This window comes from Brachybacterium zhongshanense (assembly GCF_055385755.1).
This window is the reverse complement of record NZ_AP043790.1, coordinates 1,219,621-1,241,809: the sequence shown is the minus strand read 5'-3', so window position 1 is coordinate 1,241,809 and position 22,189 is coordinate 1,219,621. Positions and strand designations below refer to the sequence as shown.

Sequence of the window (22,189 nt, the reverse complement as noted above, 5' to 3'; positions counted from 1 at the left end):
CAACCCCACCGGGAAGATGTTCTTCGGCCAGCCGCGCCCGCTGGCGAACCTGTTCAGCGTGGAGATGTGGGAGCGCTTCAGCTTCTACGGGATGCAGGGCATCCTGGCCATCTACATGTACTTCTCCGCCACCCGCGGGGGTCTCGGCATCGACGAGGCCGTCGCGGCCGGCATCGTCGGCGCCTACGGCGGCTCGGTGTACATCTTCTCGATCGTCGGCGCGCTCGTCGGCGACCGCCTGCTGGGCCCCGAGAGGACGATGTTCTCCTCGGCGGTCATGATCATGCTCGGGCACATCGCCCTCGCCCTGGTGCCGGGCGTCCCCGGCCTGATCATCGGCCTGCTGCTGGTGGCGATCGGCTCGGGCGGTCTCAAGGCGACCTCCGCGACCCTCGTCGGCGACCTGTACGCGGTCGATGATCCGCGTCGGGACGCCGGCTTCTCGATCTACTACATGGGCGTGAACATCGGCGGCCTGCTCGGACCGCTGGTGACGGGCCTGGCGCAGCAGATGTGGGGCTTCCACCTGGGCTTCGGCCTCGCCGCGATCGGCATGGCGATCGGCCTGGTGCAGTACGCGCTGACCCGGTCCTCGCTGCCCGCCTCGGTGCACCGCGTCCCGGATCCTCTGCCCCGGCGCGCCTATCCGGTGTGGTCCGGCATCGCGATCGCGGCCGTGGCGCTGGTCCTGGTGCTCGTCCTCACGGGGGTCATCAACCCCGGCAACCTCGCGGACATCGTCGCAGGCCTCGCGGTCGTCGCGGCCGTGGTGATCTTCGCGCTGCTGCTGACCTCCTCGAAGGTCGACGCCGACGAGCGGTCCCGCGTGATCGCCTTCATCCCGCTGTTCATCGGCGTGGCGGCGTTCTTCGCCCTGTTCCAGCAGCAGTTCACCGTGATCACCCTGTACTCGGACACCCGCCTGGACCGCGATCTGCTGGGCTGGACCATGCCGATCTCGTGGGTGCAGTCCTTCAACCCCTTCTTCATCATCATCCTGGCTCCGGTGTTCGCGGCGCTGTGGACGAAGCTGGGCCGACGCAACCCGGGCACGCCCGTGAAGTTCTCCCTCGGCATCATGCTCATCGGCCTCGCCTTCGTGCTGTTCCTGCCGATGGCGGCGGTCGACAGCGTCCCGGTGCTGTGGATCGCGCTGATCATGCTCGTGGCGACCCTCGGAGAGCTCTCGCTGTCGCCCGTCGGGCTGTCGCTGGCCTCCAAGCTCGCACCGAAGGCGTACCCGGTGCTCATGATGGCCCTGTTCTATCTCGCCACGGCGCTCGGCACGGCGCTGTCGGGCTCCCTCGCGCAGTTCTACTCGGCGGAGAACGAGGTCGCGTACTTCGGCGGCCTCGGCGCGGTGACGATCGTCATCGGTCTGGTCATGCTCGCGATCGCGAAGCCGATCGGCCGGGCGATGCGGGGAGTGCGCTGAGCACCGCCAGATCCCGCGTGGACCGGGTCATCGCGACGTAGCGGTCGACCGCATCGAGGGCCTCGGGCTCGACCAGCACCACCAGGTCGAACTCGAGGCCCTTGGCATCGGCAGGGGCGAGCTCCCGCACCCGGTCCCCGCCGATGCCGCGGGTGCTCCCGCCGATCACGCACACGGTGCCCTCGTCGTGGACGGAGAGCCACTCCTCGAGCACGGCCGCGAGGTCCTCCGGACGTCCGCGGCGCACGACCGCACCGGTGCGCCGGATCGACTCGGGAACGTTCGCGTCCGGCAGCACGGTGCGGATGACGGGCTCGGCGGCCTCCATGATCTCCGCCGGGGTGCGATAGTTCAGGGTCAGGCGGCGCACCTCGGCCCCGCGGATCCCGACCCGCTCGAGCCGCTCGGTCCAGCTCTCGGGGAACCCCGATCGGGACTGGGCACGGTCCCCGACGACGGTGAGGCGCCGGCTCGGGCAGCGACGCAGCACCATCGGCCACTGGGCATCGGTCAGCTCCTGCGCCTCGTCGACGATCACATGCGCGAAGGGACCCGCGAGCGCGTCGGTCCCGGGACCGGTCAGGTCCTCGGCCATGAGCGATTCGGCGGCGAGGCGACGGCGGAGGTCCTCGCCGCGCAGCATCGCCATCTCGTGCATCTCCGAGGCGTCGGAGGCGATGAGCTGGTCGACCATCGTGTCCATCTGCTCAGCCTCGGCGGCGAGGGCGTGCTCGCGGCGGCGGCGTCGATCCTCCGCACCGGGGTCGCCGACCCGGTCGCGGGCCGCATCGAGCAGCGGCAGATCGGCGACGGTCCAGGCTCGCGGGTCGCTCCGTCCCAGCAGAGCGACCTCCTCCGGTGCGAGCCACGGAGCACAGCGCTGCAGGTGAGCCGGGTCGGCCCAGAGGGCGGCGACGACGGCGAGAGGGTCGAGCTGCGGCCAGGCCCGATGCAGCGCGGCCTCGATCTCCTCGTCGGCTCCGAGCTCGCGGCGCAGCTCCTGCGCGCTCGCCCCCTCCAGCCGGGCGAGCGCGATCTCGGCGAGCTCCTCGAGGATCCTCTCGCGTGCGCCGTCGTGCGGGACTCCGGGCTCGACGGCGTCGAAGGCCTCCTCCCACTCGTCCGGCCCGAGCATCACCGGGCCCCAGGAGGTCTCGACCTCGAGGGCCAGGGTCGGCGGCTGCTCGTGGAGGCCGACGGCGGTCCCGATCGCCTGGACCATGCGGGCGTCGGCCTTGAGGGCGGCGACGGCGGGATCGGCCTCGGCCGCCGCCTGCTCCCCCTCGGGGACGAGTTCGGCGAGGGTGCTCACGGCGACGTCCTCGCCGAGGCTCGGCAGGACGTCGGCGATGTGCTCGAGGTAGGGCCGGTGCGGGCCGACGACGAGGATCCCCCCGGCGCGTCCCTCCCGCAGCCGGGGATCGGCGTGCAGCAGGTAGGCGGCGCGGTGCAGGGCGACCACGGTCTTGCCCGTGCCGGGTCCCCCGTCGACCACCAGTGCTCGGCGGGCGTCGGCGCGGATGATCGCGTCCTGGTCGGCGGCGAGGGTGCTCAGGGCGTCGCTCATGCGCGGCGTGCGGGCCGCCTCGAGGCTCGCCAGCAGCGCGGAGTCCTCGTCGAGACCGGCGCCGGGTACGGCGGCGCCGACGGACTCGTCCCAGCAGTCGCGGATCCTGCCGCCGGACCAGCGGTACCGGCGCCTCGACCGGACGCCCTGGGGCGCGGCGCGGGTCGCGGAGAAGAACGGGGCGGCGGCATCGCTGCGCCAGTCCAGCAGCAGGATGCTCCCGTCGTCGTCCTGGACGCCGATCCGGCCGATGTGGACGCTGCGGCCGTCCTCGAGGTCCATGCGCCCGAGGCAGGTGTCGAGGCGGACTGCCCGCAGTGCGCGCAGCCGCGCCCGGCGGTGGCGGATGCGGGCCTCTCGGTCGACGCGCGCTGTGCTGTCGTCCGCGCCCTCCGCGAGCGCCTCCTCGAGAGCGTGCTCGGAGTCGGCGATGCGGCGCTCGAGCGCACGGGCGACGCGTGCGAAGTGCTCCTCGTCGCTGGCGAGGAGGGCAGGGCCGAAGGTGGTGGACCGGTGGTCGGGCAGGGCGAAGATGCTGGAGATGACGTGCTCCCGTGGGTGTGCGGCGAAGGGCAGGAGCGTGATCCTCCTCCCGGGAGGGGCCCTTGCCGCAAGCCCCCGGTCCGCCGATATCCTGTCCATGGCGGAGCGGGGCGGGGCCGGCAGCTGGGCAGCTAGCAGCTCTCGCGCAGATGGCCCTGCTGCCCGGAGGGCACGAGATCACGATCCCGCAGGATCGTCATCGCCGCACGATCCGGGTCCGCGCACACCTCCTCGAAGTCCATCCCCGCGGCCGCGAGGGAGTCCGGATACTCGATCTGCAGCACCCGCTCCCCGTACGCGTCCGCGTAGGCGTCGCACTCGTGCCAGCTCCCGCACTCCTCGGCGATCGCGAGGTCGTAGCCGAGCTCGCCGTGGACGACCTCGGCGATCTCCGGAGCGTTCTTCTGAGCGATCTCGAGCCCCTCGGCATGGGCGAGCTCCGCATAGGAGCGGGCGAGCTCGAGCGCGTCATCCTGCTCGATCCCCTCGACGCGGGTGAAGCTGTCGAGGTTGTCGATCTCGACGGCGTCGAACCCGTCGTCGGCGCATCCGGCGATGATCGGGCCGATGCGCTCGAGGATCGCCGCCCGCGACTGCTCGGAGCCGGGATCCAGGATCTGCTCATCGGGCCAGTCGGGGTCGACGACGACCTGGCCCGCAGCATCGCGCAGGATCGCCTCAGGTGCGCCGCCCCAGAGCTCTCCCTGGCCGGGCTGGGTCTGGAAGCCGTTGACGTAGCAGATGCTGTAGGCGCCCTCGAGGGGCGGATCCCCGGCATCGCGCACGACGACGTCGAGGCCGGCGAGGTCGTCGGCCCCGCCGAGCTGGTAGTCGAAGCCGACCGAGGCCGACGGCGGCCCGGAGGCGCAGGAGACGGCGGAGGAGACGCAGAGCAGGGCGATCGCCGCGAGGAGCAGAGGGGGGCGTGGACGGGGCACTGCTCCATCCTGCCGCGCCGAGGACGAGACGCGGATCACAGCGGGAGGCTAGGCTCCGGAAGCATGAAGAAGCTCATCAACTCCCCCGACGACGTCGTCGTCGACGCCCTGCGCGGGATGGCCGCCGCCCATCCCGACGAGCTCGACATCGACCTGGAGAACCGCATCGTCCTGCGCGCCGACCCCAAGGAGAGGGGGAAGGTCGCGATCGTCTCCGGCGGCGGCTCCGGGCACGAGCCCCTGCACGGGGGCTTCGTGGGCCACGGGATGCTCGATGCCGCCTGCGCGGGCGAGGTCTTCACCTCCCCCGTTCCCGATCAGATCCTCGCTGCCACCACCGCCGTGGATCGCGGTGCGGGCGTCCTGCACGTGGTCAAGAACTACACCGGCGACGTCATGAACTTCGAGATGGCCGCCGAGCTCGCCGCCGCCGAGTCCGACATCGAGGTCACCGCCGTGGTGACCCATGACGACGTGGCCGTCGAGGACTCCTCCTTCACCGCGGGTCGCCGCGGCGTGGGCGTGACCGTGCTTCTGGAGAAGATCGCGGGCGCCGCGGCCGAGGAGGGCCTGGACCTGACCGAGGTCACCGAGATCGCCTCTCGGGTGAGCTCCTACGGCCGGTCGATGGGGATGGCCCTGACCAGCTGCACCGTCCCCGCCAACGGCAGGCCGTCCTTCGACCTGCCGGAGGACGAGATGGAGATCGGCATCGGCATCCACGGGGAGCCGGGGCGGCATCGCGAACCGATCGCCCCGGCCTCGGAGATCGCCCGGCAGCTGGTCGAGCCGGTCCTCGAGGAGCTCCCCGGCGACGGACCGGTGCTGTGCTTCCTCAACGGCATGGGAGCCTCGCCGCTCATCGAGCTGTACGTCATGTACGCCGAGGTCGCGAAGCTGCTGGACGCCGCGGGGGTGCAGGTCTCGCGCTCTCTCGTCGGCGACTACATCACGAGCCTCGACATGGCCGGATGCTCGCTGACGCTGCTGCGGCTGGACGAGGAGCTGACCCGCTTCTGGGACGCCCCGGTCCGCACCCCGGGACTGCGACGAGGGATCTGAGGAGGAGCACCATGGCAGGGACCATCACGACACAGGATCTGAAGGCCTGGCTGCGCCGCAGCGCCGAGCTGATCGAGCAGGAGTCGGCGCATCTGACCGAGCTCGACGCCGCGATCGGCGACGCCGACCACGGCGCGAACATGTCCCGGGGCTTCCGGGCCGTCCTCGAGGTCCTCGACGCGGAGGACCTCACGACCGTCGACGCTCTGATGAGGAAGGTCGGGATGACGCTCGTCTCCCGGGTCGGCGGGGCCTCCGGACCCCTCTACGGCACCTTCTTCCTCCGCCTGGGCACCTCCCAGCCGGGGGCCGAGGAGCTCGATGCGGGAGCCTTCGCCGACGCCGTCGCCGCGGGCGTCGAGGGCATCGCCCAGCGCGGTAAGGCCGAGCGCGGCGAGAAGACGATGCTGGACGCCTGGTACCCGGCCCTCGAGGCGCTGCGGGCCGACGGGATCGCCGCCGCCGCGCGCGGGGCCGAGGCCGGCCGCGACGCCGCGAAGGAGATGCAGGCCACCAAGGGCCGCGCCTCCTACCTGGGCGAGCGCTCCGTCGGCCATGTCGACCCGGGGACGGAGTCGACGGTGCTGATCTGGCGAGCCGCCGAGCAGACCCTCGGAGGTGCGGCATGACCGGGATCGTCGTGGTCTCGCACTCGCGCCCGCTCGCCGAGGCGGCGGCCGCGCTCGCCGCCCAGATGCTCGGCGGGGACGGTCCGCGGATCGAGGTCGCCGCGGGTCTGTCGGACACGGAGCTGGGCACCGACGCGGTCGCGATCCAGGAGGCGATCGAGCGGGCGGCCGACGATCAGGGCGTCCTCGTGCTGATGGATCTGGGCAGCGCCCTGATGTCCGCGGAGATGGCAGTCGAGATGCTCGATCCGCAGCTCGCCGGCCGTGTGCGGCTGAGCCCGGCGCCTCTGGTGGAGGGCCTGGTAGGTGCTGCCGCCGTCGCCGCCGGCGGCGCCGATCTGGAGCGGGCCGCCGCAGAGGCCGACGTCGCCGTCGAGGCGAAGCGGACCCATCTGGCGTCCCTCAGCGACGGCTGAGGGGCGCGAGGGTCGACTGCCGCTCCACGAGCTCGACGGGCACGACGGCGGCCGTCCGCACCCCCGAGGCTGCCTGCTTGTCGAGCACGTCGACGACCTCGACGGCGATCCGGTCGAAGTCCTGGCGGATGGTCGTGAGGGTCGGCTCCTCGACGTCGGCGCCGACGGAGTCGTCGAAGCCGCCGACCAGGATGTCGTCGGGGACCGTGCGTCCGCTCTCCTGCACGGCCGCGATGACGCCGCGTGCCATGCGGTCGCTGCCCGCGAACACCGCGTCGATCCCGGGATGCTCCTTGAGCAGCCGGGCGCCCAGGAGGCGCCCGCTCTCCTGCGTGTAGTCGCCGTGCACGACGGCGACCACCCGGGCGTCGGCCTCGGGCCCGGCGGCCTCAATCGCGGCGCGGAACGCCTGCGGCCGCAGCAGGCCGCCCGGCGAGTCCGCGGGACCGGCGACCACCGCGAGGCGCCGGGCGCCGCGGGCGAGCAGATGCTCGGCCATGGCGCGTCCGCCTGCGCTGTCGTCGGCGGCGACGTAGGAGACCCGGTCGTCGAGCCCTGCCGGGGCCCCGATGTTCACGAGCGGTATGCCGGCGTCGAGCAGCCTCTCCACGAGTCCGTGCTCGGGGCGCGCGGAGACCGTGACGGCGCCGTCGACGCTGCTGGTGCTCACGAACGCCTCGGCGCGCTCGGCCCCGGAGGCGTCCCCGGCGAGCAGGAGCACCAGGGTGCGTCCTCGCTCGGCGAGCACGGCACCGACCTTCACGACGAGCGCCTCGAAGTTCGGGTCCTCGAAGAAGCGCGCCGGGCTCTCGTCGATGACGAAGGCGACGGTGCCGCTGCGGCCGGTCCGCAGGGATCGCGCGGTCGAGCTGGCCACGTATCCGGTCTCGCGGATCGCTCGCGCCACCGCGGCCGACGACTCCGCCGAGACCCAGCGGCCGCCGTTGAGGTACCGCGAGACGGTGCCGGTGGACACGCCGGCCCGCCGGGCGACCTCGGAGATGGTGGGCCGTCTTCCCGATCGTGCTGCCATCGCGCCGTTCCTCCCTCCGGGGACGCGACCTGCGGCCCGCCCTCCAGTATGGACGAGCCGCAGGAGCGCTCAGCCCTTGACGGCGCCGCCGGTCAGATCGCTCTGCCAGTACCGCTGCAGCAGCAGGAACAGGGCGATCAGCGGGATGATCGACACCAGTGCGCCGGTGATGACGGTCGTGTACATCGCAGGCTGGGACGCACCCTGGTTCATGAGCGTGGACAGGCCCACGGTGATCGGGAACAGCTTGTCGTCGCCGAGCATGATGTACGGGAGCATGTAGTTGTTCCAGATCCCGACGAACTGGAAGAGGAACACCGTGACCAGGCCCGGCATCATCATCGGCACGGCGAAGCGGGTGAAGATGCGGATCTCCCCGGCGCCGTCGGTGCGGGCCGCCTCGATCATCTCCCGGGGCACCGAGGCGCCGGCGTAGATGCGGGCGAGGTAGATGCCGTACGGGTTCAGGATGCTCGGCAGCAGGACCGCCCAGTAGGTGTTGGCGAGACGCGGAACTGTAGAATTGTGATCGATTCCAGTCAAGTGCACCGAACACACCGGGTATCGGTTGCGGATTCCCCACCGACATGCCAAGGTTCCGCTCCATGAACCGTGATCGTTTCCAGCCTTCCGAACGTCCCCGTTGGCCCCTCGGCGTCGACGGACCCGTCCATGGCGGCGACTACAACCCCGAGCAGTGGCCGCGGGAGACCTGGGCCGAGGACGCGCGCCTCATGCGAGAGGCCGGCGTGAACCTGGTCAGCGTCGGGATCTTCTCCTGGGCGAGCCTCGAGCCGCGCCGCGGCGAGTTCCGCTGGGAGTGGCTGGACGAGGTGTTCGCGATCCTCCACGACAACGGGATCCGCATCGACCTGGGCACCCCCACGGCCGCTCCCCCGGCCTGGTTCTTCCGCGAGCACCCCGAGGCGCGCGTCGTCGACCGGGACGGTCGCGCCCTGGGCCCGGGATCGCGCGGCATGGCCTGCCCGTCGGCCCCGGCCTACCGGGAGGCGGCGACGGGCATCGCCCGCCGCCTCGCCGAGCGCTACGGCCAGCATCCGGCGCTCGCGCTCTGGCATGTGCACAACGAGTACGGCGCCCCTGTCGGCGAGAGCTTCTCCCCCTTCGCCCAGGACGCCTTCCGCCGCTGGGCACTCGAGCGCCACGGATCCCTCGACGGCGTCAACGAGGCCTGGGGCACGCGCTTCTGGGGACAGGTCCTGGGCGAGGAGGCCGACATCCATGCCCCGCTGCCCACCCCGTCGATGCAGAACCCCTCCCTCGAGCTGGACTGGCGCCGCTTCAGCTCCGAGCAGATCCTCGAGTGCTTCCGCGCCGAGCGGGACGTGCTGCGCGAGGTCACCCCCCACATCCCGGTGACGACGAACTTCATGGCGCACACCTGCCCGAACATCGATCTGTGGAAGTGGGCCGATGAGGTCGACGTCGTCGCGAACGACCACTACCTGATCGCCGCCGACCCGCGGAACCACGTCGAGCTCGCGCTGGACGCCGATCTCACCCGCTCGCTCTCCCGCGGCCGCCCGTGGATGCTCATGGAGCACTCCACCTCGGGCGTGAACTGGCAGGGCCGGAACGTCGCGAAGCGACCCGGGGAGATGGCGCGCAACTCGCTCTCGCATGCGGGCCGCGGTGCGGACGCCGTGATGTTCTTCCAGTGGCGGGCGTCCCGCAAGGGGGCGGAGAAGTTCCACTCGGCGATGCTCCCGCATGCCGGCACGGGCAGCCGCGTCTGGCAGGAGGTCGTTGAGCTGGGAGGCACGCTCCGGGAGCTGGCCGACATGCGCGGATCCCGGGTGCGCTCCGACGTCGCGATCCTGTGGGACTGGGAGTCGCACTGGGCGCAGGACCTCCCCTGGCGCCCCGCGGACGACTTCAGCCACCGCATGCAGATCCAGACCTGGTACGAGCGGCTGTGGCGTGACCATGTGAGCGTCGACTTCGCCCATCCCGAGGACGATCTCTCCGCATACCGCCTGGTCCTCGCTCCCGCCTCGTACCTGCTCACGGACGCGGCGGCGGAGAACCTCGAGGAGTACGTCCGCGGCGGCGGTCAGCTCGTCGTCGGCCCCTTCTCCGGCGTCGTCGACGCCGAGGACGGTGTGCGAGCGGGCGGACTGAACGCGGCGCTCGCGAGCGTGCTCGGCGCGGAGGTCCACGAGTTCTGCCCGCTGCGCGAGGGCGATCGCGCGCACGCCGAGCTCGACGGTGCGGCGATCACCGCGAGGATCTGGACCGAGGACGTGCGTCCGACGACCGCCGAGGTGCGAGCCCGCTTCGCTGACGGCCCCGTCGCCGGCGGAGCCGCGCTGACCGCCAACGCCTTCGGCGAGGGCAGGGCCTGGTATGTCGCCGCGGACCTCGACGTCGACGATCTCGCGCCGGTCCTCGCGCGGCCGCTCGTCGACGCAGGGATCCCGATCCGGGACCTCCCGGCCGACGTGGAGCTGCTCGAGCGCGCCGGCGAGGACGGCACCCGCTTCCTGATCGGCATCAACCACACCGAGGAGGACCACGTGCTCGCGGTCGAGGGAGGCGAGCAGCTCGCCGTCGCCGCCGGCGCGGTCGCCGTCGCCCGCATCACTCCCTGAGCATCACCCGGTCATCCCCGGGGATGACGTGCTCCGCTCATCTCCGGAGGAGGACGGGCCCATGAGCGAAGAGCGGGTCACGAGCGGCGGCGCAGGGTTCCTGGAGAGGGTCCGGGCGGAGGAGCTGCCCACGACGCTGCGCTGGGGCGCTCCGGAATGGGCGGCGCTCGCCTCGGTGCCCGCGATCTTCCTCGGCGGCTGGCTGAGCTCGCTGGCCACCGAGGACGTCGGGGTCCGCGCGATCGCCGACACCCTGCTGCGGGTGATCATCTTCGCCGTCGTCGTGGTGCTCAACCGGGAGCGCCTGGCTCGGCACTGGAAGGCGTTCTGGCGGGCGCCGGTGCGCAGCCTCGGACTGGTCCTCCTCGGCATGATCGCGATCCAGGTGGTGATCAGCGTGCTCGGCGCGCTCCTGCGGAGCGCCACGGGCTACACCGCCGCCGACTCGACGACGACCGACGCCAGCGCATCGGTCGCCCTCGGGATCCTCCTGGTGGCGTCCTTCGGGCCGACGGTCACGGCGCTCATCGAGGACTTCGCCTTCCGGCACACCCTCATGCTGACCTTCCCCGCCTGGGGCCGCTGGCGGACCGCCGCACTGCTGGTGATCGGCAACGCCCTGCTGTTCGGCGCCGTCCACTACAACAACTTCGGCGGACATCTGCTGCTGACTCTCAGCTATGCCGGAGCCGGACTGCTGATGAACCTGGTCTACCTCTGGACGCGCAACATCTGGCAAGTGCTGCTCATGCACGGCCTGAACAACTTCATCCTGGGCGGACCGGTCGTCGTGGCCCTCGCGCAGCTGCTGGGAGCGGCCGTCGGATGATCCCGGGGATGAACGGCTGCTGACGGGTCGAGGAATTCCGCACCACGCCCTCCGACACGGCCGAAAATGGTGTGCGCATCACATTCTGCGCACGACATACTGATCCCTGAGCGCATCCCGCAATCCGAGGAGGTGTCGGCGATGGCTCAGGTCAGAGTGTTCAACAAGGGCTATGACGTCGAGACCGGGATCGGCGAGATGCTGCACACGACCAGCGTCCGCCACGCCTTCGGGATGATCCGCCGCGGGGTCGCGGTCCCTGTCGAGCTGGCTTTCCTCGAGGACCGGATCGTTCCCACCGTCCTCGAGCTGACCCGCGAGCTCAGCGGAGCCTGGGTCGAGGGGATCGGCTCCCGCTCCGTCGGCTTCTCCTACCGCGCCGTCCATGAGCGCGACGGCTGGACCTGCACGTACTGCGGGCGCGCGGTCTCGAAGACCCCGCCGTGCGATGCGCTGCTCGCGACGGTGGACCATGTGCTGCCGTCCTCGCGGGGCGGAGAGTCCTCATGGCTGAACCTCGTGTGCGCGTGCAAGGAGTGCAACAACCGGAAGGCCGACCGCACGCCCGAGGAGGCGGGGATGCCGCTGCGGATGCTTCCGTACGACCCGACGCGCTCGTGCCGCATCGCCGAGCGCACCTCGCGACGCGCCGGAGTCCGGCGGGGTGTCGCCGCAGAGCGCATCCACCCTCTAGTCTGGCCGTCTCGCACACGGGCGTGACGGGAGTCACGAGTTGTTCCGTGCGTGATTTGTCGATACGACTCGACGAGGAGTTCTGACCGACCAGACCGAAGGAGACGACGATGTCCTCCTCCCCTCCAGGCCTGCGGATGAGCCGGCGCGGCCTTCTCCGGGCCGGCGGAGCGCTCGCGGCCGCGGGCCTCACCGGATGCAGCGGCGCAGGCCGCACGCCGGTGACCTTCTACCAGTCCAAGCGCGAAGCGATCCAGTACTTCTCCGGCCTGCTCACCGACTTCGACGCAGAGCATCCCGACCTCCGGGTCATCCATGACATCTCCACCAACCTGTCGGCGAGCTTCGTGCGGCAGAACCCGCCGGACATCGCCTGCCAGAACTACAACCTCGAGATGGCCCGGTTCATGGAGCGCGGGGCGCTGAGCGACCTCGCCGACATGCCGGAGGCGGACATGATCCGCGAGGACGTCCAGGACCTCGCCGACTGGTACCCCACCTACGAGGGGCGCACGAGCGTCATCCCCTTCTCCGTCGCCGGCGCCGCGGTGATCTACAACCGCACGATCTTCGCCGACCACGATCTCGAGGTGCCGACCACCTGGAGCGAGTTCATCGAGGTGTGCGACACCCTGCAGGACGCGGGCGTCACCCCCATCTACGGCACCTTCGCCGACGCCTGGACCGTGAACCAGGGACTGTTCGACTACACCGTCGGCGGGATGATCGACGTGCGCTCGTTCTACGACACGATGAACGAGATCGGGGAGGACGTCGGACCGGACTCCGAGGTCTCCTTCCGGACGACGATGCTCGAGCCGATCCTGCGGATGCTCGAGCTGCTCCCCTACCACCAGGACGACGCGTCCTCCCGCTCCTACGGCGACGGCAACACCGCCATGGCCCGCGGCGAGGCGGCGATGCTCTTCCAGGGCCCCTGGTCGCTCGCGGAGGTCGAGAAGACCGGCGAGGAGCCGGACCTGTCCACCTTCCCGCTGCCCGCCACCGACGACCCCGACGAGCGCAAGATCCGCGTGAGCGTCGACCTGTCGCTGTGGATCCCGGAGGCCGCGGACCAGAAGGAGGGCGCACGGGAGCTGCTGTCGTACTTCATGACCCCCGAGGTCCAGAACGGCTACAACGAGGCGCTGCTGGCCCTGGGCACCACCAAGGATGCGCCGCCCGCGACCGACGAGCGGATCGCACCGATGCAGGAGTTCTACGACGCCGGCATGGTGACCTGCGGCCCGTCCCAGTTCATCCCTCTGACGATCCCGTGGGAGAACTACCTGCAGTCGATCATCTTCGGCGCCGACCCGGAGCAGGTGCTCGCACGCCTGGACTCCGACTGGGCGCGCCTGGCCTTCCGCTCCTGAGAGACCGAGGACCGTCCCATGAGACAGACGAACCGGACCGACCCGATCTACTACTTCTTCCTCTTCCCGGCGCTGGCGATCTTCACCCTGGCGATCGCGCTCCCGGCAGTGATGGGATTCTTCTACTCGTTCACGAACTCCATAGGGTTCGGCGACTGGGAGTTCATCGGCCTGCGCAACTACATCGCCGTGTTCCGCGACGAGGGGATCCTCAGCGCCTACAGCTTCACCATCGGCTTCTCGCTGGTCACCGTGATCGTCGTGAACATCATCGCGTTCGCGATCGCGCTGGGACTCACCTCGAGGATCCGATTCCAGGCGGCGCTGCGCACGATCTTCGTGCTGCCGATGGTGATCTCCGGGATCATCATCGCCTTCGTCTTCAAGTTCCTCTTCGCCAACACCCTCCCGGCGATCGGGCAGGCGCTCGGCATCGACATCCTCTCGACGTCGCTGCTCGCGAACGAGGATCTCGCCTGGGTCGCGATCGTCATCGTGACCGCCTGGTCGACGGTCCCCTCGACGATGCTCATCTACATCGCCGGCCTGGTCACCATCCCCGGCGACATCTACGAGGCCGCCTCGATCGACGGCGCCGGCCCCGCGGGACGTCTGTGGCACGTGACGCTGCCGCTGGTCTCCGGCTATGTCGTCATCAACACGATCCTCGGCTTCAAGAACTACCTCAACGCCTACGACATCATCGTCGGCCTCACCGACGGCGGTCCCGGCACGGCGACCCGCTCGGTCGCCATGTCGATCTTCAAGGGCTTCGAGGGCGGCGACTACGGCTACCAGATGGCCAATGCCGCCGTCTTCTTCGTCATCAGCATCATCATCGCGCTGATCCAGCTGCGGATCACGCGCGGGAAAGCGACCTTCGGAGCATGAGCACCACGACGCACACCCGCCGCCGCTCCCGCATAGGGAGGGAGCGGCCCAACTGGCCCGCCACGATCATCCTGCTGGTCTGCTCGCTCGCGGTCATCGTGCCGCTGCTGGTCACGATCAACATGTCGCTGAAGACCGATGCCCAGGCGGTCGACGGCGAGGCCTTCACCCTGCCCTCGCCGTTCAGCGTCGGCTCGTTCGCCGAGGCCTGGACCCTCACGAGCTTCCCCCGCTCGCTCGCGATGTCGACGTTCATCACGGTCATCGCCGTCGTCGGCGAGATCGTCATCTCCTCGCTCGCCGCATACGCGATCGTGCGGAACTGGGACAGTCGGCTGTTCCGCTGGTCGTTCTTCTACCTGCTGGCCGCGATGTTCATCCCGTTCCCGGTCGTCGCGCTCCCGCAGGTGAAGCTGACCGGGATGGTCGGACTCGACAACCCGATCGGTGTGGCGATCCTGCACATCGTGTTCGCCCTGGCGTTCAACACGATGCTGTTCTCGGCGTTCCTGCGCTCGATCCCGCTGTCGCTGGAGGAGTCGATGCGCGTGGACGGCGCGACCACCTGGCAGGTGTTCTGGCGGCTGATCTTCCCGCTGCTCGGCCCGATGGCGGCGACCGTCGGCATCTTCGCGTTCCTGGGCTCATGGAACGACTTCATGATGCCGAGCCTGATCACCTCGGATCCCACCCTGCAGACGCTCCCGGTGCTGCAGAACATGTTCCAGACGCAGTTCAACAACAGCTACAACATCGCCTTCGCCAGCTACCTCATGGCGATGGCGCCGGCGATCATCGTCTATCTGCTGACACAGCGCTGGGTGATCTCGGGTCTCACGCAGGGCGCGGTGAAATAGGCCTGGGCGATGTCGCGACCCGTACGCTCTCCCCCATGCACTTCACCGAGTACGACACCCGCCTGGCCTCCTACGCCGTCATCGTCGACGAGCGGGATCGAATCCTGCTGAGCTGGTTCAACGGCTCCGCTCCCGGCTGGACGATGCCGGGAGGAGGCGTCGAGTTCGGGGAGACCTGCGAGCAGGCCGCAGTGCGGGAGGTCCTCGAGGAGACCGGGTACACGGCCGAGCTCGGCGAGCTGCTGGCGATCGATGTGAAGACCTCCTCCCGACATGAGGAGTCGGGTCGCCCCTCGAGGTCTGTGCGCGCGATCTATCGGGCCCGGATCACGGGCGGCGAGCTCGGCACCCTCGAGATCGGCGGGACGACTGACCGCGCCGAGTGGATCCCGCTCGATGAGCTGGACGACGCCGGTCCGCGGGTCGACCTCGTCGATACGGCGATCTCCGCGTGGCGCTCGTCATCCCTCTGACATGCGTGTCATCCCCTGATCGAGACGCTTCTGCGCGGCGCTGATGGTGTGGGAGTCGTAGGTGCCGGCGGAGCGGGCCTCGTTGAGCGCGTCCTGCTGCGCGTCCATGATCGCCTGCATCAGCTCGAGGTTCTGCCGGCGGATCCGGTCGCCGGGGCGCTCTGTCTGGTCGATCCTCCGGATCCGGTCGCGCGCCTCCTCGACGACGTCGTCGTCGAAGGCGCTGCCGTCACGGCGGCGGAGGTCGGGGTTGTCGAGCACCTGGGTGGTGGCGGCCTCGGAGATCTCGCCGAGGAGGAGCTCGAGCTCGCGGCGCGCATGCTCCTCGTCGGTGCCGCGGATGCCGAGCACGCGGATCAGCAGCGGGAGGGTGCCGCCCTGACCGACGAGGGTGATGAGGGCGACGACGAAGGCGAGCAGGATCAGCTGGGTGCGGTAGGGGAAGTCGGTGGGGAGGGACTGGGCGGCGGCCAGAGTGACGACCCCGCGCATGCCGGACCAGGCGAGGACCGCTCCGCCGCGCCAGCCGAGCCCGTTGTCGATGTAGAAGCGGGCATCGGCGCGCTCCCGCCGGAGCCAGCGGGTCACGCGCTCGGCGCGGGGGTGCTGGGCGAGGCGCTCGTCGTTCTCGACGTGATCGAGCATCTCCTCGAAGCGGCCGATCATGCGCTCGCTGGTGTGGCGTCGGCGCTTGAGCCGGAAGACGAGGGGGACGACGAAGACGACCCGGATCGCTCCGAGCAGGATCGTCACGATCACACCGATCCATACGGCGTTCCAGACCGAGAGCCCCACGTTCTCCACCGCGTCGGCGAGCGTCACCAGCTGGAGGCCCATCAGCAGGAAGACGCCGTTCTCGAGGAGCAGCTGGATGGTCAGCCAGTTGGTGCGCTCTGCGCTGCGGTCGGCCGCGCGGAGCTTGCGGGCGCTGGTGGCGCCGGTGATCAGTCCGGCGGTGACGACGGCGATGACTCCCGAGGCGTCCAGGGACTCGGCGGGGAGGAAGGCGATGAACGGGACGACGAAGGAGATGGCGGTGCTGAGGGCGGGCTGGTCGATCTTCGAGCGGACCCAGACGGAGACCATGCCGACGACGCCGCCGATCACCAGCGCGACCGCCACGGCGTAGGCGAAGTCGCCGAGAGCATGGGTGAAGGAGAAGGCGCCGGCGGTCGCGGCGACGGCGGTGCGCAGCAGCACGAGGGCGGTCGCATCGTTGACGAGGCCTTCACCCTCGAGGATCGTGAGCAGTCGCGGCGGCAGACCCAGCCGCTTGCCGATGGAGGTCGCGGCGACGGCGTCGGGCGGGGAGACGACGGCGCCGACGGCCACGGCGGCCGCGAAGCTGAGGTCCGGGAAGATCCACCACAGGAGCAGTCCGACGCCGAAGGCGGAGACGAGCACGAGGAGCACGGACAGCGCCCCGATCGTCCCGAGGTCACGCCGGAGGTCTATGACCGGCATGTTCACCGCAGCCGAGTACAGCAGCGGCGGGAGCACGACGGCGAGGATCCATTCGGGCTCCGGCTCGATCGGCGGCATGCCCGGCAGCGCGCCGAGTCCGAGGCCGACGAGCAGCAGCAGGATCGGTGCGGCGACGCCGAGCTTGCCGGCGAAGTAGGAGACGGCGACGATGATCAGCACCGCGACCACTGCCACCAGCTCGAGACCTTCGATCGACATGCGCTCCATTATGGGGTGGCCGAGGTGACCGACACCTCCCGCCACAATCTCCCCGATATCTCATGTCTGAGATAACGTCAGGTCATGACCGATACGCAGACCGTCGACGAGTCAGATCTGACCTACCGCGCCCGGATCGGCGCCCTCATCCGGGACGCCCGCCAGCACACGGGTCTCACCCAGGCCCAGCTCGCCGAGCAGCTCGGCACCAGTCAGAGCGCCGTGAACCGCATGGAGAAGGGCCAGCAGAACTTCACCCTCGACATGCTCTCGCGCATCGGCTCGGCGCTCGACACCGAGCTGGTGGGTCTGGGCACCTCCGGCCCCAGCCATCTGCGCGTGCACGGGCAGACGACCCTCTCCGGCGCGATCGACGTCAAGAGCTCGAAGAACGCCGGCGTCGCCCTGCTGTGCGCCTCGCTGCTGAACACGGGCACGACGATCCTGCGCAAGGTCGCCCGCATCGAGGAGGTCAACCGCCTGCTCGAGGTGCTCACCTCGATCGGTGTGCGTACACGCTGGCTCAACGAGCACAACGACCTCGAGATCGTCGTACCCGAGACCCTCGACCTCGCCTCGATCGATGCCGCGGCCGCGCGGCGCACTCGCAGCATCATCATGTTCATGGGCCCGCTGATGCACCGCGAGGAGGAGTTCCAGCTCCCGTACGCGGGCGGCTGCGATCTGGGCACCCGCACCGTCGAGCCGCATATGACGGCGCTGCGGCCGTTCGGCCTCTCCGTCGTGGCGACCGAGGGCCATTACCAGGCCCATGCGACGCCGGGCGCGGGGCCGACGCGTCCGATCGTGCTCACCGAGCGCGGCGACACGGTCACCGAGAACGCCCTGCTGGCGGCCGCCCGCTACGAGGGCGAGACGATCATCCGCAACGCCAGTCCGAACTACATGGTCCAGGACCTGTGCTTCTTCCTCGTGGAGCTGGGCGTGCAGATCGAGGGCATCGGCACCACCACTCTGCGCGTCCGGGGCCGCTCGGAGATCCGCACCGATGTCGAGTACGCCCCCAGCGAGGATCCGATCGAGGCGATGAGCCTGATCACCGCCGCGATCGTCACGGACTCGAGCATCACGGTGCGCCGGGTGCCGATCGAGTTCATGGAGATCGAGCTGGCGATACTCGAGGAGATGGGCTTCCGCTACGAGCGCTCCGAGGAGTACATGGCGGAGAACGGCCGGACCCGCCTGGTGGACATCACGACCTTCCCGTCGACCCTGAAGGCACCGATCGACAAGATCCACCCGATGCCGTTCCCGGGCCTGAACATCGACAACCTGCCCTTCTTCGCGGTCATCGCCGCGACCGCCGAGGGTCAGACTCTGCTGCACGACTGGGTCTACGAGAACCGCGCGATCTACCTGACGGAGCTCACGAAGCTGGGCGCGAAGGTGCAGCTGATGGATCCGCACCGGGTGCTGATCGAAGGGCCGACACGCTGGTCGGGCACGGAGATCGTCTGCCCGCCGGCGCTGCGTCCGGCCGTCGTGGTGCTGCTGGCGATGCTCGCGGCGAAGGGGACCTCGGTCCTCCGGAACGTCTACGTCATCAACCGAGGTTATGAGGACCTCGCGCAGCGCCTGAATGCGCTGGGCGCTCGCATCGAGACCTTCCGCGACATCTGAGCGCTCGACGTCTCGCACCTCACAGGCGCCTTCTCCCGCGACCGGGGATCTAGTTGAGATATCAACCCCTCAGAAGGAGAAGCATCATGACGACAGCCACCATCTTCGGGACCGGGGCCATGGCCAGCGCGATCGCAGGAGTGCTGGGCAAGGGCGGCGCGGACGTCGCCCACATCTCCCACGACCAGGTCGGCAGCGCGCAGGTCACGGGCGACATCGTCGTCCTGGCGGTCCCCTACCCGGCGGTCGACGAGATCATCGCGCAGCACGGCGAGCAGCTCGCCGGCAAGGTCGTCGTCGACATCACCAACCCGCTGGACTTCCAGACCTTCGACGCGCTCGTCGTCCCGTCGGATTCGTCGGCCGCCGCCGAGATCCAGAAGAAGCTGCCCGCTTCGAAGGTCCTCAAGGCGTTCAACACGAACTTCGCAGGCACGCTCTCGGCGGGCACCATCGGCTCCTCGACCACGACCGTCCTGGTCGCGGGCGACGACGCCGAGGCGAAGTCGACGCTGCTCTCGGCCGTGGAGAAGGCGGGCCTCGGGGCGATCGACGCCGGTTCGCTCAAGCGTGCTCGGGAGCTGGAGAGCCTCGGGTTCCTTCAGCTGACCCTCGCCGCGGGCGAGAAGATCTCCTGGACCGGCGGGTTCTCCGTCACCGCCTGATCAGGCCCCGACGATCAGCGCGAGGGCGGAGACGACGGTCAGCACCAGGATCGCCTTCTCGAACACCTTCTGCGGGACGCGCTGGGCGATGCGTCGGCCGATCAGCGCGCCGCCGATCACGAGCGGCGCCAGCAGCAGATCCATCAGCAGGTACTCGGTGCGGAAGAGTCCGAGCGATGCCGAGAAGGGCAGCTTGAGGATGTTGATGACCGCGAAGAACCAGGCGGAGGTGCCGAGGAAGGTCAGCACCGGCATCCGCATGGCGTAGAAGTACATCGACATCGGCGGTCCGCCGGCGTTGGCGACCATGGTGGTGAACCCGCCGAGCGATCCGTAGCCGATGCGGGCGAGACGCCCGACGGCGGGCCCGTCGCCGTCCGTCGTCCGGGCGGCTCGGCGGCGCCACACGGTGATCCCGACGAGCACGAGCAGGATGACGCCGATGCCTCCGCGCACGGCGCCGGCGTCGGCGAGGGCGAGGAACGCGGCGCCGACGATCAGTCCGACGAGCACGCTGGGGATCAGCCGCACGAGGGTGCGCCAGTCGGGTTCCCGCCGATACATCCACAGGGCGATCCAGTCGCCGAGGATCAGCAGGAGCAGCAGCGCGGCGGTCGACTCCTTGGGCGGGAGGGCGATGGCGAACAGCCCTACGGCGATGGTGCCGGCGCCGGGCAGCGCGGACTTCGAGAAGCCGACGATGAGCGCGGCGAGGACGACGAGGAGCCACTCCCCCGTGCCGAGCGCGGGCAGGTGGGCGAGGAATCCGGAGATGAGTGGCCTCCTGGGGCGATGAGGACGACCCGAGGACCTTACTCGATCCAGGCTCAGAAGGGCGGTCGCTGACGGAGCATCGGGTCCGGCGGTGTCGGCGGGAGCACATCGGCCAGCGGGTCGGGCGGGTGGTCGTCCGCGAAGATCTCGGCGAGCACCTCGTCCATGCTGTCGGACTCGGCGAAGAATCGCACCATCGACTCCCAGATCTCCTGCTCCCGGTGGTCGAGGGCGATCCGTTCGAGCATCGCGGCGTGGATCGGGGTGATGAGGTCCCGGTTCTCCTCGACGGACTCGATGCGCCGCCCGCGCACGATCCAGGTGCAGGTCCCGTCGGACTCGCGCACGACGTCGATCTCCCCGTCGGTCTTCATCCGATGGTGGCGGCGGCACAGCCGGTGGAGGTTCTCGATCGCGGTGGGGCCCCCGGCGGCGGGGTCGCGGTGGTCGAACTCCTCGGTGTGGTCCATCTCCCCGATGGCGCCGACGTCGATGGTGCATCCGGGGACGGCGCACACGGGGTTGACCAGGCGCAGGTGCTCGGCCATCTCGGTGGTGGGCCGGTATTGCGCGGCGGGGACGGGGAGGAAGCGTCCGTCGGCGGGATCGGTGAGGATGCGGTGCCAGGTGGGTTCGTCGGCGGCGAGCCTGCGGGCGAGGCTCGCCGGCAGCGGATGGATGCCGTCGATCGTGGCGGGCGCCTCGGAGAGGCCGAGGAGGGTCAGCATCGGCACGACGACCTGCATCCGGAAGCGGGAGCCCCGGGTATCGACGCCGGGAGTCTCGAGCACGGTGCGCTGGAGGATCGCGTAGCGGAGGGCGCCGAGACCGCTGGCCCGACCGGCGGCCTGCGCCTGGCCGTCGAGATCGAAGGGGATCTCCTCGCCGTCCTCGAGGGCGCGGCGCTGTGCGTCCTGCACGGAGCGGGCGGCGAGGTCGAGACGCCGGGCGAGGTCGAGGATCTCGGGACTGGGGCCCGTGACGGTGAGGGTGGCGGTGCCGTCGCCGTCGGAGTCGACATCGAGGGCGACCTGGCGGCGCTCGATCGCCGCGGGCTCCTCGCTGCGATCGCGGAACCAGGCGATGAGCAGCGACAGGTGCCGGAGGAAGGTGTCCATGGCGATGTTCTCGAGATCCCATTCGCTGACGCGCGCGTCGACGAGGATCCGCTGCCCGAGGGTGAGCCGGCGCACGCGCCGCAGCATGATCTCGAGCCACTCGACCGGGAAGTGGCCCTTCTCGAAGCGGTCGAAGGTCCGGTGCATCTCGGAGACGGCGGTGACCGCGTCGCGCAGCAGGGACTTCGCGCGCGGGAGGGAGACGCGGCGGGCATCGGCGACGAGGAGCGCGAAGGAGTCCCCGGCGGGGTCCGGGTCCTCGTCGTCCCAGAGCATGGCGGTGCTGCGCATCTGCTCGGCGTGCATGCGATTGACCCGCGCGCGCATGGCGAAGAGCTCGCGGGAGGCGAGGGCCTCGAAGGATCCGGGTTCGACCTGGGAGCGCTCGGCGAAGGACTCCGGGTCCAGGGGCCGACGGGCGCGGACCGGCCGGCAGGGCGGCAGCAGCTCGCCCTCGCGCTCCTTCCGGCCTGCTCTCCTCCCGGCCCGAAAGCCGCGGGCGGCACCCGAGGCCTCACCACGTGCGCGCCCCACCTTCTCGCCGTCGTTCCAGGCTGCGCTGCGGGCGCGGCCCATCCCGGCGGGCTTGATCGCGCGAGCGCCGTCGGCCGGATCGGCGAGGCAGCGGGCGACGGCAGGACCGAAGGCCGACGACGGAGTGCCGCGGTCGGCGGGCGGAGCGGCGGCAGGGGCAGGTGCTAGGTGCTGTCGGCAGGGCAGCCGGAGCAGGAGGGAGTGAAGCACGGGAGGGCGACCTGCATGCCGCCGCCTCCCGCGCCGCGGACGCGCATCCCTCCTGCGGACCATGACCCCTCCCCCTGCTCAACCGATGCGGACCGGGGCGCAGAGGCATCGCGACTGCACCCCTGCAGGCCCCCAGAAGCTACCCCTGACCTGCGAAGACCAGCCCAGCATAGAACATATGTTCGAGGTGCGCCAGCCCTCCGCGCCGAC

The 22,189-nt window shown here is 70.2% G+C and carries 19 protein-coding genes and 1 pseudogene; 13 read left to right on the top strand and 7 right to left on the bottom strand.

Features of this window, described 5'->3' with window-relative positions:
• The first annotated feature begins 16 nt into the window (after positions 1 to 16).
• The gene (locus tag ACZ5AJ_RS05660) at positions 17 to 1,435 is read left to right on the top strand and encodes a peptide MFS transporter (RefSeq protein ID WP_464138698.1); all 1,419 of its coding nucleotides are present in this window, start codon (positions 17 to 19) and stop codon (positions 1,433 to 1,435) included.
• Here ACZ5AJ_RS05660 and helR read toward each other — a convergent pair.
• Together helR and ACZ5AJ_RS05650 are read right to left on the bottom strand one after the other, a co-directional pair.
• Complete coding sequence (gene helR / locus ACZ5AJ_RS05655) at positions 1,383 to 3,644, bottom strand: RNA polymerase recycling motor ATPase HelR (protein ID WP_464137862.1); 2,262 nt, start codon at positions 3,642 to 3,644, stop codon at positions 1,383 to 1,385. The two genes, ACZ5AJ_RS05660 and helR, sit on opposite strands and share 53 nt — an antisense overlap.
• Positions 3,645 to 3,676: 32 nt before the next feature.
• Positions 3,677 to 4,483, bottom strand: coding sequence for an endo alpha-1,4 polygalactosaminidase (locus ACZ5AJ_RS05650; protein WP_464137860.1), 807 nt, complete (start codon positions 4,481 to 4,483; stop codon positions 3,677 to 3,679).
• Positions 4,484 to 4,546: 63 nt separating this feature from the next.
• Between ACZ5AJ_RS05650 and dhaK the strand changes: the two genes are divergently transcribed.
• The 3 genes from dhaK to dhaM are packed head-to-tail and all read left to right on the top strand — an operon-like array spanning position 4,547 to position 6,590.
• The gene (gene dhaK / locus ACZ5AJ_RS05645; protein WP_464137858.1) at positions 4,547 to 5,545 is read left to right on the top strand and encodes a dihydroxyacetone kinase subunit DhaK; all 999 of its coding nucleotides are present in this window, start codon (positions 4,547 to 4,549) and stop codon (positions 5,543 to 5,545) included.
• Positions 5,546 to 5,556: 11 nt separating this feature from the next.
• On the top strand, positions 5,557 to 6,174 hold the full coding sequence (gene dhaL / locus ACZ5AJ_RS05640) for a dihydroxyacetone kinase subunit DhaL (RefSeq protein WP_464137857.1): 618 nt from the start codon (positions 5,557 to 5,559) through the stop codon (positions 6,172 to 6,174).
• Positions 6,171 to 6,590, top strand: coding sequence for a dihydroxyacetone kinase phosphoryl donor subunit DhaM (gene dhaM, locus ACZ5AJ_RS05635; RefSeq protein WP_464137856.1), 420 nt, complete (start codon positions 6,171 to 6,173; stop codon positions 6,588 to 6,590). The genes dhaL and dhaM overlap by 4 nt, the downstream gene beginning before the upstream one ends.
• Here the strand turns inward: dhaM and ACZ5AJ_RS05630 are convergent.
• Both ACZ5AJ_RS05630 and ACZ5AJ_RS05625 read right to left on the bottom strand, forming a co-directional pair.
• Positions 6,577 to 7,623 (bottom strand): LacI family DNA-binding transcriptional regulator, encoded by a 1,047-nt coding sequence (locus tag ACZ5AJ_RS05630; RefSeq protein ID WP_464137854.1) that lies wholly within the window; start codon positions 7,621 to 7,623, stop codon positions 6,577 to 6,579. The genes dhaM and ACZ5AJ_RS05630 overlap by 14 nt on opposite strands.
• Positions 7,624 to 7,692: 69 nt before the next feature.
• Positions 7,693 to 8,130 (bottom strand): annotated as a pseudogene (locus ACZ5AJ_RS05625) (carbohydrate ABC transporter permease); the annotation flags it as partial.
• A 98-nt stretch (positions 8,131 to 8,228) separates the two neighbouring features.
• Here ACZ5AJ_RS05625 and ACZ5AJ_RS05620 point away from each other — a divergent pair.
• From ACZ5AJ_RS05620 to ACZ5AJ_RS05590, 7 genes are all read left to right on the top strand, one after another.
• Positions 8,229 to 10,235 carry a beta-galactosidase gene (locus ACZ5AJ_RS05620; RefSeq protein ID WP_464137853.1) on the top strand — a complete coding sequence of 669 codons (2,007 nt, stop codon included), beginning with the start codon at positions 8,229 to 8,231 and terminating at the stop codon, positions 10,233 to 10,235.
• Between the two features lie 61 nt (positions 10,236 to 10,296).
• Positions 10,297 to 11,064 carry a lysostaphin resistance A-like protein gene (locus tag ACZ5AJ_RS05615; protein ID WP_464137851.1) on the top strand — a complete coding sequence of 256 codons (768 nt, stop codon included), beginning with the start codon at positions 10,297 to 10,299 and terminating at the stop codon, positions 11,062 to 11,064.
• Between the two features lie 141 nt (positions 11,065 to 11,205).
• Positions 11,206 to 11,784, top strand: coding sequence for an HNH endonuclease (locus ACZ5AJ_RS05610; protein WP_464137850.1), 579 nt, complete (start codon positions 11,206 to 11,208; stop codon positions 11,782 to 11,784).
• A gap of 83 nt (positions 11,785 to 11,867) precedes the next feature.
• Positions 11,868 to 13,133, top strand: a complete 1,266-nt coding sequence (locus ACZ5AJ_RS05605) for an ABC transporter substrate-binding protein (RefSeq protein ID WP_464137848.1) — start codon at positions 11,868 to 11,870, stop codon at positions 13,131 to 13,133.
• A gap of 18 nt (positions 13,134 to 13,151) precedes the next feature.
• Positions 13,152 to 14,024, top strand: a complete 873-nt coding sequence (locus ACZ5AJ_RS05600; protein ID WP_464137846.1) for a carbohydrate ABC transporter permease — start codon at positions 13,152 to 13,154, stop codon at positions 14,022 to 14,024.
• Complete coding sequence (locus tag ACZ5AJ_RS05595) at positions 14,021 to 14,881, top strand: carbohydrate ABC transporter permease (RefSeq protein ID WP_464137845.1); 861 nt, start codon at positions 14,021 to 14,023, stop codon at positions 14,879 to 14,881. The genes ACZ5AJ_RS05600 and ACZ5AJ_RS05595 overlap by 4 nt, the downstream gene beginning before the upstream one ends.
• Positions 14,882 to 14,916: 35 nt before the next feature.
• A complete protein-coding gene (locus tag ACZ5AJ_RS05590) occupies positions 14,917 to 15,354 on the top strand; it encodes an NUDIX hydrolase (protein ID WP_464137844.1) in 438 nt (145 codons plus the stop codon).
• Here ACZ5AJ_RS05590 and ACZ5AJ_RS05585 read toward each other — a convergent pair.
• A complete protein-coding gene (locus ACZ5AJ_RS05585; protein ID WP_464137842.1) occupies positions 15,343 to 17,037 on the bottom strand; it encodes a cation:proton antiporter in 1,695 nt (564 codons plus the stop codon). The two genes, ACZ5AJ_RS05590 and ACZ5AJ_RS05585, sit on opposite strands and share 12 nt — an antisense overlap.
• A gap of 84 nt (positions 17,038 to 17,121) precedes the next feature.
• Here ACZ5AJ_RS05585 and ACZ5AJ_RS05580 point away from each other — a divergent pair, with 84 nt between their 5' ends.
• Both ACZ5AJ_RS05580 and ACZ5AJ_RS05575 read left to right on the top strand, forming a co-directional pair.
• On the top strand, positions 17,122 to 18,678 hold the full coding sequence (locus ACZ5AJ_RS05580; protein WP_464137841.1) for a UDP-N-acetylglucosamine 1-carboxyvinyltransferase: 1,557 nt from the start codon (positions 17,122 to 17,124) through the stop codon (positions 18,676 to 18,678).
• 86 nt (positions 18,679 to 18,764) lie between these two features.
• Positions 18,765 to 19,343 (top strand): NADPH-dependent F420 reductase, encoded by a 579-nt coding sequence (locus tag ACZ5AJ_RS05575; RefSeq protein ID WP_464137840.1) that lies wholly within the window; start codon positions 18,765 to 18,767, stop codon positions 19,341 to 19,343.
• On the opposite strand, the gene ACZ5AJ_RS05570 is transcribed toward ACZ5AJ_RS05575, so the two are convergent.
• Complete coding sequence (locus tag ACZ5AJ_RS05570) at positions 19,344 to 20,003, bottom strand: sulfite exporter TauE/SafE family protein (RefSeq protein WP_464138697.1); 660 nt, start codon at positions 20,001 to 20,003, stop codon at positions 19,344 to 19,346.
• 167 nt (positions 20,004 to 20,170) lie between these two features.
• Complete coding sequence (locus ACZ5AJ_RS05565) at positions 20,171 to 21,979, bottom strand: HNH endonuclease signature motif containing protein (RefSeq protein WP_464137838.1); 1,809 nt, start codon at positions 21,977 to 21,979, stop codon at positions 20,171 to 20,173.
• Positions 21,980 to 22,189 lie beyond the last annotated feature (210 nt).